Source organism: Halobellus sp. H-GB7, assembly GCF_030848585.1.
Classification (GTDB): Archaea; Halobacteriota; Halobacteria; order Halobacteriales; family Haloferacaceae; genus Haloquadratum; species Haloquadratum inordinatus.
On sequence record NZ_JAVDDW010000010.1, the window covers coordinates 59,772 to 77,453 of the forward strand.

Here is a 17,682-nt window from a genome sequence, read left to right on the forward strand (position 1 = left end):
AGTCACTTCTTCAGTGTTTCCTTAGCGCGTTGGACGAACTCATCGGGTGTGGCATCTTGCCACAGTCCCTCAAATGACATGTGGCATCCCCAACAAAGCGTAATCAAATTTGACGGGTCATTCATTCTGGCGTAATCAACACCGTCATCAGATACGAAGGCACGAGCAGGTCGAATATGGTGGACGTTCAGCTCTATTTTCGCATCCTCACGTGATATTCCACAGACTCTGCACGAATTCCGATCGCGCTGGATAATGCTTTCGCGTCGTGATCCCCAGCCGGGGCCATAGTAATTGGTCCAAGATTCTTTGGCGCTCCGAGGAGGTTTGAATCCGGCTAAGCGAATTGCTTGGTTCCACGAGTCAAAACGTGCCCAGTAGGTTCCCGAGGAATACAAACCACAGTCGTCCATATCGCTGCAAGAAGGCACGTGACCGAGTTCATCATGCAGTCGCTTCAGTTCGTGTAATAGCTCGTCGGGTGTAAGATTTCGAAAGGTCGTCGGTTCAAACCCGGCAGCTCGAAGCGCCTGATTCCATGAGCCGAACTGCTCCGTGTAGGATCGAATACTATGCTGGCTGTGTGTTATCACGTCTTTAGAGGTCGGTGTCCGATCAACCCTGGCGGCCACGTTGTGAACATCGTCGATAAGATCGGACTGCTTCAAATCACGGTTGCGGTGAGGTTCTAGCCCTGCCGACTGTACAGCGTCAGTCCACGTCGAGAAGTAATTCTGATAGGTCGAAACGCTAAACGCCCCCATAGCGTCCATCTCGCCAGTTGTCGGAGGTCGACCGAGATCGTCGTTCAGCTCACGGAGTGCGGTGAGTAGCGCTTCTTGTTTCTCATCAGCAGGATGGTACCGGAAGTGGACACGGGCACCGTGCTTCGTGTCGAAGACCTCATCGCAGCTATCGACAGGACACTACGTCGAAGTTGTGACCTCACGAGTGTCGGTATGGTTAATCTCCATCCGGGTCAGTTAGAGCGGTATGTGATATGAAGCACAAGATGTGGCGGGAGGGCGATTCTTGGAAGAACGAGTATATCGCCCCCGTGAATCCACGAGAGTAGCGAGTGATCACGAAGGGGGTGGACACGATCCCTTGTCGATTACTCGGAACCCTCCCCCCCCGTCATCGATGTGTAAACTCTCGAGGGCGGAAGGGGGTCAGAGACGAGAACAGCCGAGAGAGGTCGGAAGCGCCACGAACAGGACGAAGAGACGCCGAGACAGGAGAATTATCACATATTCTACGACTATCACTAGTCTGACGAAGTTTTATATGCCACCCATCAGTACCATAACCGCAATATCGCTTACTGCGAAGGTTCGGAGGAGTGGAACTCCGACGTACCGAGCGGGGAACAGCTTCCTAATCGTGTTTGTTTTAGTGTCTCTTTCCCGTGAGACTGGGGCTCTCGTGGCCTCTCTGGCCGATCCGCCTCTTGCTCCTCGTCCTCTGTACCCTCCCTCTGGTGAGGATTTACACATCGATGACGGGGGGAGGGGGTTCACGCCCTCCCCGTAATCAAAATTCATCCGTGGATCGACCACCCGAGAACAATCTCGTCCAGTTTGATGGGGCCTTGCCGTGATTCGAGCGCTATCGACGTGTAACCCCGAGAAAATAACCGATTACACTTCGATGATGGGGAGTGCTGTATCCATAGAAACACCGTCACGACGTTGGAGATGGCTCTTACTTCTCGTGGAATTCGTTCAACTGAGCATTGACGACCGACTGGAGGAGCTCATCCTGGCCACCGATGGTTTCCAGTCTCGTGTCCTCGACGATCCGATCCATAATCGCTGTTGGATCACCCGTGAACGTGAACTCCATGTACATCCCACCACCACGTCCGCGGCTCTTCCTTGACGTCGAAATCAATCCATACGTGGAGAGCTCCTTCACGTACTTGACGTAGGTTTCTCGGGTCATTTGATCGGCATCAAGTTCGTCAGTGACCCACTGATAGACTTTGAACCCGACTGGACTCGGAACTGAACTCCCCGATCGTCTGGAGTGCCGGGCGACCGCTGCTGTCGCATACAGGGATATCTTCTTCTGGGTCGTCAACCCCTCGACGAGTTTCAGTGATCGGTCCTTGTCGATCTCCTCCTGAGATTCACGGACGTGTTCCTCGCGAACTTCCTCATCCCCGCGTTCGTCAGCGAGATCACCAGCACCGCGAAACAGATCGATGGCCTTCCGAGCATCACCGTGGCTTTGCGCTGCGAACGCCGCCACCAGTGGAATCACATCATCTTCGAGTGCATCTGGCCGGAAGGCGTCGCGCCGGTTTTTGAGAATCTGGCGCAACTGATTGGCGTCGTAATCGGGAAAGTAGACGTCTCGTGGATTGAATGAACTCTCTGCACGCCCGTCGATGTTCTCCATGAACTTCGGATCGTTCGTCAACGCCGCAACTGAGACCCGTCCCTCGATATCGTTCGAATTGCTCGCACGGGAGAGCTGGTAGAGAAGTTTCGAGTAGGCCGGCTCGTCGTTTGCGCGTCGACCGACTAGGAGGTCAATCTCGTCGAGAATGAAAATGACTGAGTCATAATTCTCGTTGATAAGTTCGTATAGGCGGCGGTACTTGCGTTTGGTCGACACTCCCGTCTCAGGAACACCGACCTCTGCGCCCACGTTCTTCGCGACGGTCTGAACGAGTTCGTAGACCGCTTGGTCGAGCGTATTGATCGGTTGGCAATTGATCGAGATGACGCCGAAGCGCTCTCCCTTCGATTTACAGAGATCGATGATTTGCTCTGTAACAGCTCCAATGATGAGGGATTTTCCGGTGCCTGCTGGACCGTACAACAGCATATTCGGCGGCCGATTCCCCTGCAGGGTGGGTTTCAGGAACGAGACGACAGACTCGAGCTGGTCATCACGACCAACGATCCGTTCCTCGTCGATGATCGTATCCGGCTCGACGAGATCCCTGTTGTCGAAAACCGATGCACCACCCTCCTCATCGAGCATATCGCGGATGGAGCGTTGCGTGTTCTCCGCTGAATCTCCTTCATCGCGTGCTGAAGCGGAGTTATCGGCGGCATCCACTTCGACGGCGTCGGTTTCAGTTTCTGCCGGCTGAGAACGTGTTTCTTCTTCTCCAAGGGTAGATTGATCCGTCCCACCCTGATCGCTACCGGCCATACGCTTGCTGCATTCTGAAGGCATAAAAAGATTCACCACCGTCGATGTCTATCCTGCCGCTACGACGAGTCTATTCCTCACATTCCACATCTTCGGTCCTACCGTGTCTGAACCGACGACGATGTACTATTCAGCCGTCTCGTCATCCGAGACCCCCCGTCGTCGATGTGTAACCGGTTTTCGCTACTCTGAGGTCGAATCTGCTCCTGATTTCACTAACCTGTCTGGTACACCCCCCGTCATCGATGTGTAAGCCGTGCGTCTGACGCCCCGTCATCGAAGTGTAAATCGTGCTCGACCACACCCCCCGTCATCGATGTGTAACGCCGCCGTCTTGCCATTAGATCTCACAGTCAGGAGAAATTGAATGATTGGCTACTCTTCATCAACGTGCCAGCGTCGCTCTCGCGCGTGGAATGAACAACGGTCTGGTTATGATTTGATGAGAGGGCCGCTTCCATCATGATATCTTCAGGTAGCATTATGTGGTAAAGCCGACACACTCCTCAGAAGGAATGTCTCGGCTTCTCTGTGGCCCGGATGCTGTTGCGGTCGATCGGGCAGCGTTCAACTGGGCCGCGACCCAATCGGGAGAAAATCCCGAAAGCGTCCTCTACATCGCGAATCAACCTCATCGCCTCCCAGAAATCGAAACGCAGTGGGAAGACATCGGTCGCCCGCTTGAACTCACTGCGCTCACACTTGATGAGTTCGTCGACCGGTGTTACGACCGCGAAGCGATCGGCGGTACTGCTTCGCGGATGGACCAGCCAACCCGCCTCCGACTCGTCGAACAGTCTCTCTCAGACTTATCCGCCAAGTGGTCGCTCATGGAGGGGGACGGACTGCCTCCGACCGGTCTCATCGAGCAGATGGAGGACCTCCTGAGCCTTGTCGAATTCGCCGGACTACTCTCACCAGAAGCCGTCCGCGACCGCCTGAGTGACGAAGGGCTGGTCAATCTGAGCGCCGAACTCGAGGCCATCACCAAGCGGTTCTACGATGGACGCGAGGGACTCCCCGATGGTTCAGCTACGACTCTCTGGGCCGAGCGGTACCGACGGGTGGCGAATTCCAATCCTGCTCAGTGCTTCCCACACACTGACGCCGTCATCATCGGTGGGTTCGACACGTTCTCTGTCCTCGCATCGCGCGTAGTCGAGACGATCTCGGAAACTTGGCCGACAGTCGCGACCTTCTCCCGGTTGACCGGAACGGACTCTCCGGGCGGTGTCGACGTCGCAACGGCCCCTGCATGGGAGTTCTTCGTCAACGACCTCGAATTCGAAACAGATGCAATCACAGCCCGTGAGTCTCGCCCACCCGCGAATCGACGGTTAGCGTCGGCACCCTTCCGTCCTGATGCCACCACACTCTCGCTTGACGAGACGACCGTCGAGACTGTCGTCCCGTCATCGCGTCCAGGAGAAGTACGGTATACGGGACGGCAGGTACAGGAACTCCTGGGTGACGGCGTTGACCCGAACAACATCGGCGTTATCGTGACCGCGCCATCGGCGTACGCCCATCGTCTCGCCAGTGAGTTCTCTGCGCGATCCGTTCCATATGCTGTCGCCCGGGACTACGATCTCGATGGAACGTCGGTCGGAGCTGCTCTCCTGACCGCGCTGGAGCTACTTGATGAGACAGAGATCACTGATGACCTTCGCAGCCTCCTCGATAACCCACTCGTAGAGCCGGTGCTGCCGAGTTGGGAGAACGTCGATAGCGAACAGGCACACGATGCGATCGCGGACGTGGAAGAATTCAGCGACGTCGAAGAGCCGTACCGAGCGGCTATCGACGAGCTTCTCGTCGAAGCAAAAACCGTGGCAGATGACGGGAGCATCGAAGCCTATCGCCACTTCGTTGAGTGCCTCGGAATCGAGGACACGGTAGAAGATCGAACGACGACCGGGTCGCAACGGGTCGTCTACCGTAGTGCCGAGCGAGTCCTTGACGCAGTCGAACGGACGGGAGACGGAGACGCCCTCAAACGCGCTCGGCATGCACTCGGTGCCGTCTCCGTCACCGACGATCCAACAATTCGCGATGGGAGAGTCGAAGTCCTCGGAGCGGCGGAACTCGGGATGCGAACGTTCGACCACGTGTTCGTCCTCGGTCTGACAGCGTCTCACTTCCCAAGTTCAGCGAATCGACTCGCACTTGTGAACGCCGTAACAGACGCACATCCGGACTTTGCCGAAGCCGACCAGGCTCGACGAGCAGAGTACCGCATCGCAAGTCTCGTCGCCGCCGCTGAGACCGTCACGCTCTCGCGGCCGAAACAACAACTCGACGGGACAGCGTACATCGATGCTGGAATCCTGGCCGAGTTCCGTCGAATCACCGAAACGGTGCCACAGCGACGGGATGAGTTCGGCCACCTCGTCGGGCAGACCCCGACCGGTCGGCGGGATAAAATCGGTGCGCGAGCTGACGCACAGCGAGCGTTCGCAACTGCTGGCGCTCGAGTCAGTCTAGACACACTCGGCGAGTACGCGACTACCGCGTCGGCGACGGGACTGTTCGTAGACACGGCGGGCAGCAGTGATCGACTCGATACAGAGGCAACACCAGGAGAGACAGCGATTGATGGCATTCGTACGGCCGCCGACCGTGGGTTGGCGCGTCCATCAGAGAATACGGGCTGGCTCACTTCGGGGACGGCGCAGGACCTCTCGTTCCACCTTGACCGACTCTCGCCGACGCAGGTAGAGCGATACGCCAGTTGCCCGTTCCGCTTCTACGCAAAGGAAGTTCTCGGGTTAGAGGAAGAGGACCGAGACGAGGGACCAATCAATCGTGGGCACTACGTTCACGAGATTCTGGAGCGGTTCTACACGGAACTCCGAGACGAGGTTGGGTCTCCGGTTTCGCTCGCAGGGTTCGATCAAGATGATCTGGAGACGCGACTCCTCCGTGTCGCGGTCGACGAACTCCAAGCCGTCGACGACGAGTTCGACGACCGCTGGCTCTTCGAACTACTGGCCGGTCTCGGTGATGCTGATCAAAACGAGTACTACAACCGGACCGCTGTCGATGGGCGACCTGCGGGTATCCTCGTGCGGTTCCTCGAAGAAGAGCTCGCATTGTACGTCGACCCGGACAATCGGCTTCAGAACGGTCCACTGACGGCAGCGCCGGCCTGGTTCGAGACCAAGCTCTCCTTCGAAGTGGACGGAACCACGATCAGCGGTGTTCTCGACCGCGGCGAAATGACGTCCGATGGGAGAGCCATTGTCCGTGACTACAAGACCGGGTACACTTCTTCCGAACGCGACACGCTGGACGGACTGAGCTTCCAGCTCCCGATTTACGCGAAGATGCTGGAGGCGAACGTCGACGAGGTTACCGAGGCCGTCGGAGGTGGATACTACCGGCTCAAGGAACCCGGGAAGGTGAGCAGCACCGCTGGTCAAATCGGGTTCGTCGGTGATGACCCGAAGAACGCGAGCTGGCGCGGTAACTCATATCGTGACGGATACGGCGGAACACCGATGGTCTACCAGAGTTCGGACAAACCTAGCATCGAGACTCGAGCAGGCTTCCGGGAGTTCCTCGATGACGTCGTTCCGCAACGACTCAGCGATATCGTCTCCGGCATCGAAGCCGGAACGTTCCATCCGACAATCAACGACCCCGACGACGCCGGGTGTTCAAACTGTCCCTTCCGCGATGCCTGCGACGTCCGGTCGTACCGGCGCCAACTATTCATGGAAAATATGGAATCCGAGGGACGAGATGCGTACGTCTCACCGATTGCTCGCGGCGTAGAGTGGGCTCCTGCGGTTGAGGAGGGGAACTGATGCGCCGAGACGACCTCACTGACCAGCAGGACGACGCCGTCACAGCGCTCTCACAGAACTATCCACTCACGGCCGGTGCCGGGACCGGGAAGACGACGACGCTCTCGTTCCGGTATCTAGCGCTTCTGGAGGATCATCCCGACGCCCTCCCCGAGAACGTTCTCGTGACGACGTTCACGCGACGGGCTGCGCGTGACCTCACAGAGACCGTCCGCGAACGCGTCTTGGACCGACTCGCCACCGCAGACGCCGACCACGAACGCTGGCGCGACGTTCTCAACGGGCTGGACGACGCATACATCCACACGCTGCACGCATTCTGTCAGCGCATCCTGTCCGAACACGCGACCGCAGTCTCCGGACTCGACCCCGGATTCGATACCCTCGACGATGTCGAAGCGAGTAGACTCCAGCGGGACATCGTCGACGAACTCATCGAAGAAGAACCCCGAGAGGTCGAGCTCCTCCTGGACGCGTTCTCGGAATACTCTCTCCGCGAGGTTCTCGAGGACCTGTTCGGTGAGCGCCCTGGCAGCGAAGCCTGGGCCGACATCTGGAGCGCACCCGCTCGTACTGTCGACGACTACGTCACCTACGTCGAAGAGGAACTCCACCCCTTCCCCGCCGACGAGGTGGATGCACTCTGTGCCGACGAGGAACTCCGAGTGCTCGTAGAGGACCTCCAAGAACTCGTTGCCGACCTTGACGAGACTGACCCCGGCGGACGGACCGAGCGCGTCTGGACTGCAGTCAAACTCTTCGATGAGCCCGACGGACTAGACGCTCTGGATTCCGTTCGTGACCGCCGAGATCGGATCTACGACGTGTGTGACGAACTCACCAAGTCCGGGCACGACGAGTACGCGAACTACTCCCCGGTGAAAGGGGACTGGAGCGGGACCGACGAAGACGCTGACCGTATCGGCGACATCGTCACCGAGATCGTTGAACGACTCGATGCGACACATCGGTCTGCGGAGGGTGACGGTCTCGACATGGCCGTCGACCGCGAGGGCGCGCCGTACTACTTCGCGTTAGCTCGTCTGTTCGATGAAGCTGCCCGCAGATACGCCGAGCGGAAACACGAGCGAAACGTACTGGATTACACCGATCTGGTCCAGCAGACACGTAACCTTCTCCACCCGGAGCGTGGGAACGACGCCGTTCGGGAATCGCTCGCTGACCAGTTCGACTTCGTCATGATCGACGAGGTTCAGGACACCGACCCGAACCAATGGGACATCGTTCAGTCACTCACCAGCCTCGCCGCCGACGATACGCCGTACAGCGCGCAGAACGTCTTCGCGGTCGGCGACGAGAAACAGTCGATCTACCGCTTCCGGAACGCCGACGTCGCTGTCTTCCAAGAAGCGCGGAGCGCACTCGTCGGCGCGAACGGGAGCGAGAACACCGCAACGACAGACGGAGGAGACGATGTTGTCGGCTACCAGCTTCAGGACAACTTCCGAACACTCCCACCTCTACTCCGGTTTCTGAATAGTCTCTTCGAGGATGTCTTCGACGACGACGCGGACGACGCCTTCGAGGCAGCACCACAGCCTCTCCGTCCCCGACGAGACAATCCTCACGACGTAACGCCGACGATGGAGTACCTGTTCGTTCCTGACGACGACCTCCGACCGAACGTCCTCGCTCCTGATCACCCGCTGAACGACGCACCCCCCTCCGCGCGACGGTGGGCGGAAGCTCAGTCCGTGGCAGCGCGCGCTACGCGCCTCGTCGACGACGAGACACAGGTCTACGAGCCTGATTCGGACGACGGCCTGGAAAGTCGGCCGGTGACGTACGACGATATTGCGGTCATCATCCGGAAGCGAACCCATCTCGACGAGTTCAAGCGTGCGTTCGACGATCACGAGGTTCCCTACACCGTCGTTCAGGGAGAGGGATACTTCGAGACGCCAGAGGTTCGGACCCTCACGAACCTGTTCCGCGTCCTCGCCGACCCAACCGACGACATCCGCCTGTTCGGACTGCTTCGCTCCCCGATGTTCGGCTTCACTGACGACGAACTCGCCCCAGTCGTGGAGGGTGGCAACGTCTGGGCGTCACTCAGTGAAACGGACGACACCGCGCTTACACGCGGTCATTCTTTGCTCGCCGAGTTGCGAACGCTCGCCGGTGCCTCTGAGGACGCCGCCGGTCCCCAGGTTGACTCGTGGGCAGAACTCCTCGACATCGCGCTTGACGCGACCGGTTACCTCGTGAGTCTCAGTGCGGATGAACGGCCGCAACAGGCACTTGCCAACGTCGAACAGTTCGAAGAGTACCTGCGTGAAGCCGTCAGCGACGCCGGTAGTCTGCGCTCACTCGTCACGCGCCTTGACGAACGTCAAGAGTTCACTAACTACGACCCCGAAGCGGCGATCCCGGACGGCGAAACCGGCGTCCAGATACTCACTGTCCACGCCGCAAAAGGCGAAGAGTTCCCCGTCGTCATCGTACCCGGCCTCGGTGACAAATTCAACACTGATCCACCACTTGCCGGCGGAACCGAGTTCGAAGACGTGAACGACCGCCCAGCACTCGGGCTCTCTGTTCCCGACAGCGATGACCTCTTCGACACTACCGACACCGTCGCTAAGAAAGGGCTCCGGTCACGCCGTCTCGCCAAGCTCTGTGCCGAAGAGAAGCGGACCCTGTACGTCGCCTGTACGCGCGCTCGGGATCATCTCATTCTGGCCGGCACACACGGAACCGAAGACGACGAATCACTCACGACGCTGGAAGACCCGGAGACGGACGAACCCACACGGTGGAGCGACTTCGTCCAGGAGTCACTGCTCGGTGACGAAGAGTTACTCGCCGCCCTTGAGGCAAACGGGGAGGTGACCGGTCAGTTGCACGTTGATTCGCTCACCCGGAGCGAGGACCCCGAACAGGGTGGCCCCAGCTACTCGGTTCGGTTCCCACAGCAAGCAGTGATACAGGACGAGGACGTAGATGTCGAGGCCCCTCCCACGGCTGTCGAAATACCGCAGCGACAGCCCGCCCCCATCCAGTATCGCCTCTCGCCGTTCCAAGTCGCGGACGTTCTGAGCGACAACCAAGACGGCGAACTGGTGTTCGACGAAGCGAACCGTATCGTCCACTACCGACGGGGAGCTGACGACGACACCGAGTGGGACGAAGAGGACGACACGCCTGCCGAAGAGGGAGACGGGTCGACCGGGCTGTCGGGTCGGTTCTTCGGCGAAGCGGTCCACCGAATCTGCGAACTCCAGCATCCTCCCGAGCGCTGGGCCGACATTATCCATGACGCGCTCAGATCGATGGACTATGAGGGAGCGGTGACTGCAGACGACCGCGACCGCGTCGCTGAACACGCCCAACGTGCGAACGGCTACGTCCGTCATGTGGCTGACAGCGACGACGTCGTCTATCGCGAACTCGAAGCAAGCGTGGAACTGGCCCACGGCTCCATCTCCGGTATCATCGATTGCCTCGTACTTGGTGACGAGACAGCTACTGTGGTCGACTACAAGACCGGTCATGTCGACGAAACGAAACTGGAGCAGAAGACCGAATACTATCAACCACAACTCGAGGCGTACGCTCTGATGGTCGCGGCCTTCGACGACGACCGTCCGGTTACGACGAGCCTCTACTTCACCGAAATCGAAGCCGACACCGGCGTCGAATTCAGCACTGGGAGTGGCGACGGGTCGCTCGGAGAACTCAAATCCAGTCTAGACCGGCGACTTCGTGAGGAAATCGAATCGCAGACACAGGCAGAGTTCGACACAGAGGACAGGACGCCAGACCTCTGATCGATGACGTGGAGAGAGCAGTGGCCGGGTGAGCCACGCGGGACGGAGCTCGACGAGGGGGATGAAGAGGGCTCAGGTCCTTTCCGTATTGCTCTCAAGCCCTCTGCTTGTGAAGCCTCCCCAGAGATTGCGGCACTCCGAGAAGAGTCGGGGGAGGTACTTACGTACGAATCTGAAGGGGAAGCGGCGAAGATACTCGTCGACGACATCGATTGTCCCGGACTGCAATTCCAAGCAGCAGCTCCGAATGACCCCGCAGAGGTGGACGCATACTTAGTGAAGCTTCGCGATCCTGAACCGCCCTCAACGGAACGGGGACCCCCAGAAGACGGCTGGACGTTCAACATGCGTGCCCAGCAGGTCGGGGCACTCGCTGAAGCGCTGTTCCAAGCATACGGGTGGAACCCACCTCCAATCGTCACCTACGCTGCGAAGGATCTGGGCATTGACCCCGAAGAGTTCCGGGTGCAGGTAAACCCAGTACCCGATAGCGTCGGCCAGTTCGAGTTCAGTGGTGGCGACGGGACGTGGATTCCAGACTTCGAGTTCGTCGTCCACCGCCGAACTGACGACCACCCATTCGGCTATGGAGGTCCGGTACTGAAGCGATACATCGCTGAAGTCAAACACGGTTCCACCAGCTTCGAACGAAACCAGCGGGCACAGATGACCCAGTTGGCTCATGAAGGTGGGCCTAACTTGGACGTACTCATCATCCGTGTCAACCTCAAAGGTGCCCCACAAACGTACGATCTAACGATTCGATCAGTAGCTGAGGGTCTCCAGTAACAGCGACAGTCTCACCGAGTCGCTTCGTACTCCGTCGTAATCGCACGGTCGCGTCGGAGTTTCTTCTCGACGTTCTCGCTTCGACAGTCGACATCGAGGCGTTGGCGCTGCCAGTCCTCTCCGGACTTCCCGTTCCAGACACCGTACAGCGTCACCTTCGGCAACTGGAGCACGCCGAAGAGGACAGCGAGCGTGTAGAGTACGTCGCGAAGCTCGTCCCACGAGACGGTGACCTTACGCGGGATGTCAACGGGGAAGCTCACGTGTTGGGCGAGGACTCCCTGCTCTCGTGCGCGCTCTACAAAGCCGTGGTCGTTGCTGAGGAGGATCACGCGCTTGCGGCTGTCAGCGTCGTACTCTGCGTACGCGTCGACGATGGCCACGTCACCAGTGTCGCTCTCGATCGTGTCTGCGTAGCGGTGGTCACGGAGGCGACGGTACTCGTACAGCCCAAGGATACCCTCGCGGTTGGCACCCGCGGGCTGGTCATCGAGCCGAGCAAATTCGGGGCCAAACGCGTCTTGGAGCGAACGGGTTTCGTAGTGGTTGTAGTGCCAGTTGAGTTCCTCGTAGATTCCGGTCGTGAGGGCGAACCCGTTCACGGGCTTGCGTCCCTTCTCGTCGCTGTATCGTTCAGGGTCGAGTCGGAGAACATCCGGCAACCGATAGGCCATCAGGTTCGTATCGATGCCCAGCGCGACCGGCTGGTGACCAGCGTCTAGGTCTGGATATCCGTGCCGCCGGAAGAACGTCTCCACAGTTTCGTGGTTCTCGATGTCGACGAGCGTGCCGGCGACGAGAGCTCGGACGTACGTCTCCGCATCCGGAAGGTCGTTGTACGCTCGCTCGCCGTACTTCGTGTGAATCTCCTCACGAGTATCCTGGTACGTGAGGGCACCCTGAGTGAACGTGACCGTCGTGTCGACTGGGTCTGCGATGTCGATGCTGAGGAGCTCACCGATGTCGGAACAAGGGTGCTTCACACTGACTGTCGTGACTCCCTCTGTGTACAGTGCGTTGAGGAGGTGGGTCACATGATGACGAGCGAGTTTCATCCAAAAACCTCCTGGAAGTCGATGAGTTCGACCGTCGGTTTCGGAACGTCAGCGTAGATGCGTCCGTAGAACTGGCTTTCGGCGAGGTAGAGATAGAAGACGTGATTCGCCTCGAATTGAATCCCGGCTTGGAAGGCGATTGCGGACATGAATTTCCGACCCGGTGTGACGTCGACGGCCACTGTTCCACCGTCGTCGCGAACCTGGGAAATTGGTCCCCGGAAGTGATCGACGATTCGCTGGAAATCGGTCTCCTCGTCGAGGTGCGTCACGGATAGGTCCGGGTCGTCGCCCCCGTACTCGACGACCACCCGCTCCATCATGGAGGTGATCTCGTCGAACTGGTCACCGATGCCGGGATTCTCTAAGACGTAGAGCTCGTCCGGCAGAAACCCGTCCTCGCAGGCGGCAGCGAGCGGATTCACCACCGCTTCGAGGTGCGTACTCATCGTCGTTATCCAGGCCCGGGTCATACGGCATCCTCACAGTCCAACAACAAAACGATGGGCCAGGGTTCAACCCGCCGTCAGAGAGATTCCCGAACGATGTCGTCGAATGCAATCAGAATCTGCTCGGGAACGAACTGCTCGAAGATCACACAACCGTCCGGGAATCCAACCGTTACTCGAGGATTGAACGGACCCCAGCCATCCGACGTCTGAACGTCACTCGGTATAGAGATGATTCCAGTCGCAGAATCGAGTTCCGTGTCTCCACGTCGAAGTAAGTCCTCAACAATCGCATCAGCGCGAACGTCGGAGAGTTCCCCGGTCTCCGGCTCCTTGGAACGGATTTCGATCTCCCGGGTGTTGTCGTAGGAGTTCGTATTCTGGAGGCGGAGCGTGGAGTACCCATCGACGCAGGCATCTTCGAAGCGGCCTCGGAAGCCACCGTCGAGGAACGAAATCGGCGTCGACTCCTCTAACTCGAAGTAGCTCAGGAAAGCCTGCACCGTCGCATCCGCCGTACCCTCGTCAGGGGCCCGAACTGCGAGCAGTTGCGTTCTCGGTTCGAACGTCGCAACGGTCGTCGGGCGGTCTTCCTTCGTGAGCGTAAGCTGTGTCTGGGACCCAGTGTCGGGGACGTTGCAGACGACGTAGATGCGGTCGTGTTCGCTGACAACCGTCTGAACCTCGGACCCGTACACACCTGGAGACCCGACGTCACCGACACGACCAGTCGCGCCCTCAGCCGATACTTGGTGTAAGTCGCGGATACGATAGTAGAAGACTGTGCGTTCGCCCGCGAACTGGAGCTGCGACGCCGCTCGCCGTAGTTGGATTTGGGTGAGTTCGTCAAGGGCATCAGCGAAGCTCCGGTCGTCGACATCCATCGATACACCTGCTGCCTGGAGGACGCGCCTGCGGGCCGTTTGCGAGGGGAGACTCCGAATGAGTTCTTGTGGAGAGGCGTCGTTCTGTGTTGGATCGATTGGGAGTTCCATTATCTGATTACATCGAGGACAGCTATTGAGTTCTTTTCACTCAACTATCGGGACGACTGCTCATTTGGAATCCGCTGGATAGTTGGAGTCTCGCTACTCCTCGGTGCTGCTGCTCACGTAACGATTGATGAGGGCCTGTTTGATTCGCTTCTCCCGCTCTTCGGCGAACTCTGTGAAGTTTTCCGGCGTCATCTCGACATCGTCAGGATACAGATTGTCTTCACGGTACCGTCGCTGCTCGCCTTCTGAGAGGTCGTCGAGCCAGTCTTTCGGCCACTGTGTACCCTTCTCGCTGTTGTTCACCCGATGGTGGAGGAGTTGGAGGTTTCCGAGTCTGTGGATCTCGATGTCTTCTCCAGCAGCCTCTTCGACCTCGTCGTCCCTGCTGGCGGGGAAGATGTGGTCGACTTCGTAGTCACTGATGTTCCGATCCCCATAGATACCGTCGAGGAGTCCGAGCACCGCAGCAACGTTTCGGCTGGTGAACGTCACGGACCCGGTCGCGTTCGGGTTGTACCTCGCGTGTTCAACAACACGTTCGATGTCCTCGCGAGCAGGACTGACCCCAAGCGTGTTGAACAGCTCAAGCGCCGGGAACGACGAGAGGTCGCCCTTGCTATCGGACAACACCGACATCATCACGCGTGCTTTCGTCCGTCGGAGCAACCCGTGACTCTCGTTCAGGAGGAGGAGAATCGCGAAGAACTTGAAAATGTCATTCCGGATTTCCGCCGCCGTGTGGTCGACGTCCGGATTCTCGTAGAAGAACTTCGCCAAGAGCGCGATGTGGCTCTTCGAGTTCATCGTATACTCCGATAGCCCGATGTCCAAGAGGCTCTGGAGTGAGAGCTCCATCGCCCGGGGGAACCACTCAAACGGGGCATACGAGTACGCCGGCGGACCGTCCATCCACTTCGTCCGGAGTGTCTCCAAATCTGTGTCCGAGAGGTTGTTGACAGACGATTTTCCGGCGAGGTCGTCATCGAGAAGCATGTACGAGTACCGCATGAACAGGTCCCGGTCAATCTCCGTCTCGTACCCCGCATGCTCGCGCTTGAAGTCCTCGACCCAGTTCTCGACCTTCTGTCGGGGGTTGAACGGACGGTCTTCCATATACGGCCACGTGCTCATCAACTTCGACAGCATGAGCTGATACGGGCGTGGCTCCTCCCCCTGGATGTTGATGCGTTGGAAGATTTCCTTGATATGGTGGTTGTCTTTCTTGATCGTCTCGACGGGGAGTTCGCTCTTCATCACGTTGTGATAGAACTCGTCCATCACCAGCGAGGCCGCGTCTTTGAGCGCGTCGCGAGTCTCCTCGTCGGCCTCCATGGTCGTCGACCGAACTCGCTCCCGTGCGAGTGCGCGGAGGTCAGACTGCTCTAACAGGAGGCCGTCGCTCGCGATGGCGTCGGGGAGTGGGAACCAGTAACGGTGCGTCCCGGCTCTGTTCTCGTACCCAAACTCGTCGTCATCACCGAACAGACTCGACTTCTTGAACGTGAACTCGTAGTCGCCGGCGAGCCCTTCTTGATCGTGCTGCGGATGACCGAAGAGGTTCACACAGAGCTTCTTTTCGTCCCAGAATCGGGATTCGTCTCTCGTTCGACCGCTCCCACCGGTGTACGTCGTGATACTACCGTAGAGGCCGATATAGAGCGAGTTGAGACGCTGTTGGCCGTCGATGACTAACGAATCAGCGTCAGCGTCGTCGACGCCTTCGTTGTTCCGCGTGAAACCCTGATCGGTAATCGGTCGAGGGACTCGCCCGTCGTCGGCGATGTAGTTCGGGATGAACTTGTATGCGAAGTAGTCGTCTCGGGCACGGCGGATATCCCATTTGAGGAGTACGCCGATCGGGTACCCACGAATGAGCGAATCGAACAGCGTCTCTATCTGATTAGGTGACCAGACAAATTCACGTTGGAGCCCCGGGAGAAAGACATCTGAGTTGATGTCTGCGAGAAGATCCTCGATCGTTTCGGACATACTGAGTGTGTCAAATCCTACTGTTGTGAATATTTCCCTCAAGAGAAGAGATAGCAGTCTCCCGATTGCAGTTGAATTAGGCGACCCCGAGTCGGTAACGACAGTCGGGAAAGAGACAGCCTACTAACATCACCCCACTATTGACTTGGGTATCGAGGTTCGATCCTAAGTTCGACGAGTCTCTCCACCTGTTTTCGCATCGTCCGAGAACCAGATACTTCGATCCATGACCACTCTGTCCACTCCCACATCTCACCACCTTCCGTCGGCCGGTTCAACCCAGAGTCTGCTTCGACATGCTCACGAACGGTGTTACTCCCCGATCGCAGACGCGTGTGATGGTCGTATAGTCGCTGATGGACGTTTTTCGCTTCGCCAACGTAGAGGGGTTCACCAGATTCGCCATCGTAGATAACGTACACCCCTGGATGTCGGGTCAAATCCGATTCCTGCGCCAGCAGCTCTTCCGCCGCCTCCTGAACGTCGTCGGGAAACGCGATGTCCTCCATCGGTAGTCGACCTAATGTTCAGCAGACGGGATATTGTTTTCACAGTGGACATACTGGTCGCCGGTATGACGTTTTGGCTGATCAAGTCGGGGAAGCCCGATATGTGGAACTATTGGACCGACGACGAGGTAATCTCGGTCGGGTGGGACGTCGGCCCGCACGTCGACAAATCGTGGAACGATCTCCGAAGCCGGATAATGGACAAGTTCGACAAGGATGCAAACTGGGCAGGAAACGCAGTAGGGTCGGTCAAGTCTCTGGCTGGGACTCACCGGGACTCTGGACAGCAGATGAGCTCCGATGACGTCGCAATCATCATCGGGACGAAGAGCGTGTACGGTCACTCCGTAGTGCGGGGCGTCGTCGAAGTGGGAGAGTACGAGTTCGACGAGGAGGGAATCGCTCCGTCGGGGGATCACACCTACATGCGCGAGATAGACAAATGGCTGTACGGGAATCCCTCGTCCGACACACCCGACGAAGGCCCGATTCCGAAAACCCGACTCGGTGATCAGTTCCAGCAGGGCGGGGACAACAGCCTCCACATCGCCTCGACAATCAAGCGGTCCAAGTTCCACGATACCGACACGCTGGAGACGCTGGTCGAGCAGTTGCAAGAGGCCGAAGCGGTGGAGGAACCGGAGTACGATCTCAAGGTAAATTCGGAACGGGCGGTCGAGGAGTACCTCCTGGAGAACATCGGACGACTCCACGACCGGATCGACACCGGGTCGATTCACCAACAGCAATTTCTGACCGAGGAGTCTCGCGTCGACCTCTACTGTTACGACCAAGAGACGTCCGACCCCATCGTCGTCGAACTCAAGAAGGGAGAGGCGGGAGTCGGTGCGTACGATCAACTGAGTCGGTATCTGAACGCGGAACGAGACAAAGGCAAGGATGTCACGGGGCTGCTAGTCGCCGAGAGCTTTTCGCCCTCCGTGACCCAAAAAGCCGCCGAGAATCCCCATATCCAGCTTCGGCAGATAAAAATCGATCTCCGGTTCGAGCCAGTTAGTAGCGAATCAGAGATGGAAGAGTAACGTTCGGGAATACCATCGGACGTGGTTCCGGTGGCAAATCGCTCTTCGATGCAGGATTTGAACTGGTAGTTACGTATTTTTATAT

General features: G+C 58.3%; 11 protein-coding genes and 1 pseudogene. 4 read left to right on the top strand and 8 right to left on the bottom strand.

The window, feature by feature from the left end; all coding sequences use genetic code 11:
• Window positions 1-2: 2 nt before the first annotated feature.
• The 3 genes and pseudogenes from RBH22_RS14675 to RBH22_RS14685 form a co-directional block, all read right to left on the bottom strand.
• Window positions 3-668: an HNH endonuclease gene (locus tag RBH22_RS14675; RefSeq protein ID WP_306678022.1), complete on the bottom strand. Its 666-nt coding sequence runs from the start codon at window positions 666-668 to the stop codon at window positions 3-5.
• Between the two features lie 30 nt (window positions 669-698).
• Window positions 699-830: pseudogene (locus RBH22_RS14680) on the bottom strand (HNH endonuclease); the annotation flags it as partial.
• Between the two features lie 874 nt (window positions 831-1,704).
• Window positions 1,705-2,994 carry an orc1/cdc6 family replication initiation protein gene (locus RBH22_RS14685; RefSeq protein ID WP_306678023.1) on the bottom strand — a complete coding sequence of 430 codons (1,290 nt, stop codon included), beginning with the start codon at window positions 2,992-2,994 and terminating at the stop codon, window positions 1,705-1,707.
• Window positions 2,995-3,683: 689 nt separating this feature from the next.
• Here RBH22_RS14685 and RBH22_RS14690 point away from each other — a divergent pair.
• The 3 genes from RBH22_RS14690 to RBH22_RS14700 are packed head-to-tail and all read left to right on the top strand — an operon-like array spanning window position 3,684 to window position 11,557.
• The gene (locus RBH22_RS14690; protein ID WP_306677981.1) at window positions 3,684-6,977 is read left to right on the top strand and encodes a PD-(D/E)XK nuclease family protein; all 3,294 of its coding nucleotides are present in this window, start codon (window positions 3,684-3,686) and stop codon (window positions 6,975-6,977) included.
• Complete coding sequence (locus tag RBH22_RS14695; RefSeq protein WP_306677982.1) at window positions 6,977-10,768, top strand: UvrD-helicase domain-containing protein; 3,792 nt, start codon at window positions 6,977-6,979, stop codon at window positions 10,766-10,768. The genes RBH22_RS14690 and RBH22_RS14695 overlap by 1 nt, the downstream gene beginning before the upstream one ends.
• 3 nt (window positions 10,769-10,771) lie before the next feature.
• Entirely contained in the window at window positions 10,772-11,557 is a 786-nt protein-coding gene (locus RBH22_RS14700; protein ID WP_306677983.1) for a hypothetical protein, read from the top strand.
• 11 nt (window positions 11,558-11,568) lie between these two features.
• Here RBH22_RS14700 and RBH22_RS14705 read toward each other — a convergent pair whose 3' ends face one another.
• The 5 genes from RBH22_RS14705 to RBH22_RS14725 form a co-directional block, all read right to left on the bottom strand.
• A complete protein-coding gene (locus tag RBH22_RS14705; protein ID WP_306677984.1) occupies window positions 11,569-12,612 on the bottom strand; it encodes a hypothetical protein in 1,044 nt (347 codons plus the stop codon).
• On the bottom strand, window positions 12,609-13,085 hold the full coding sequence (locus RBH22_RS14710) for a hypothetical protein (protein WP_306677985.1): 477 nt from the start codon (window positions 13,083-13,085) through the stop codon (window positions 12,609-12,611). Before RBH22_RS14710 ends, RBH22_RS14705 begins: the two co-directional genes overlap by 4 nt.
• Before the next feature lie 53 nt (window positions 13,086-13,138).
• Window positions 13,139-14,056 (bottom strand): hypothetical protein, encoded by a 918-nt coding sequence (locus RBH22_RS14715; protein WP_306677986.1) that lies wholly within the window; start codon window positions 14,054-14,056, stop codon window positions 13,139-13,141.
• A 93-nt stretch (window positions 14,057-14,149) separates the two neighbouring features.
• A complete protein-coding gene (locus RBH22_RS14720) occupies window positions 14,150-16,045 on the bottom strand; it encodes a DUF262 domain-containing protein (RefSeq protein ID WP_306677987.1) in 1,896 nt (631 codons plus the stop codon).
• A gap of 137 nt (window positions 16,046-16,182) precedes the next feature.
• On the bottom strand, window positions 16,183-16,554 hold the full coding sequence (locus RBH22_RS14725) for a GIY-YIG nuclease family protein (protein WP_306677988.1): 372 nt from the start codon (window positions 16,552-16,554) through the stop codon (window positions 16,183-16,185).
• Between the two features lie 65 nt (window positions 16,555-16,619).
• Here RBH22_RS14725 and RBH22_RS14730 point away from each other — a divergent pair, with 65 nt between their 5' ends.
• Entirely contained in the window at window positions 16,620-17,597 is a 978-nt protein-coding gene (locus tag RBH22_RS14730) for an endonuclease NucS domain-containing protein (RefSeq protein WP_306677989.1), read from the top strand.
• Window positions 17,598-17,682 lie beyond the last annotated feature (85 nt).

Excerpts from the sequence above, each read along its gene's own strand:
- RBH22_RS14730 (WP_306677989.1), top strand. The coding sequence starts at position 16,620 with ATGACGTTTTGGCTGATCAAGTCGGGGAAGCCCGATATGTGGAACTAT.
- RBH22_RS14685 (WP_306678023.1), bottom strand. The coding sequence starts at position 2,994 with ATGCTCGATGAGGAGGGTGGTGCATCGGTTTTCGACAACAGGGATCTC.
- RBH22_RS14725 (WP_306677988.1), bottom strand. The coding sequence starts at position 16,554 with ATGGAGGACATCGCGTTTCCCGACGACGTTCAGGAGGCGGCGGAAGAG.
- RBH22_RS14720 (WP_306677987.1), bottom strand. The coding sequence starts at position 16,045 with ATGTCCGAAACGATCGAGGATCTTCTCGCAGACATCAACTCAGATGTC.
- RBH22_RS14695 (WP_306677982.1), top strand. The coding sequence starts at position 6,977 with ATGCGCCGAGACGACCTCACTGACCAGCAGGACGACGCCGTCACAGCG.
- RBH22_RS14690 (WP_306677981.1), top strand. The coding sequence starts at position 3,684 with ATGTCTCGGCTTCTCTGTGGCCCGGATGCTGTTGCGGTCGATCGGGCA.
- RBH22_RS14710 (WP_306677985.1), bottom strand. The coding sequence starts at position 13,085 with ATGACCCGGGCCTGGATAACGACGATGAGTACGCACCTCGAAGCGGTG.
- RBH22_RS14715 (WP_306677986.1), bottom strand. The coding sequence starts at position 14,056 with ATGGAACTCCCAATCGATCCAACACAGAACGACGCCTCTCCACAAGAA.
- RBH22_RS14700 (WP_306677983.1), top strand. The coding sequence starts at position 10,772 with ATGACGTGGAGAGAGCAGTGGCCGGGTGAGCCACGCGGGACGGAGCTC.
- RBH22_RS14705 (WP_306677984.1), bottom strand. The coding sequence starts at position 12,612 with ATGAAACTCGCTCGTCATCATGTGACCCACCTCCTCAACGCACTGTAC.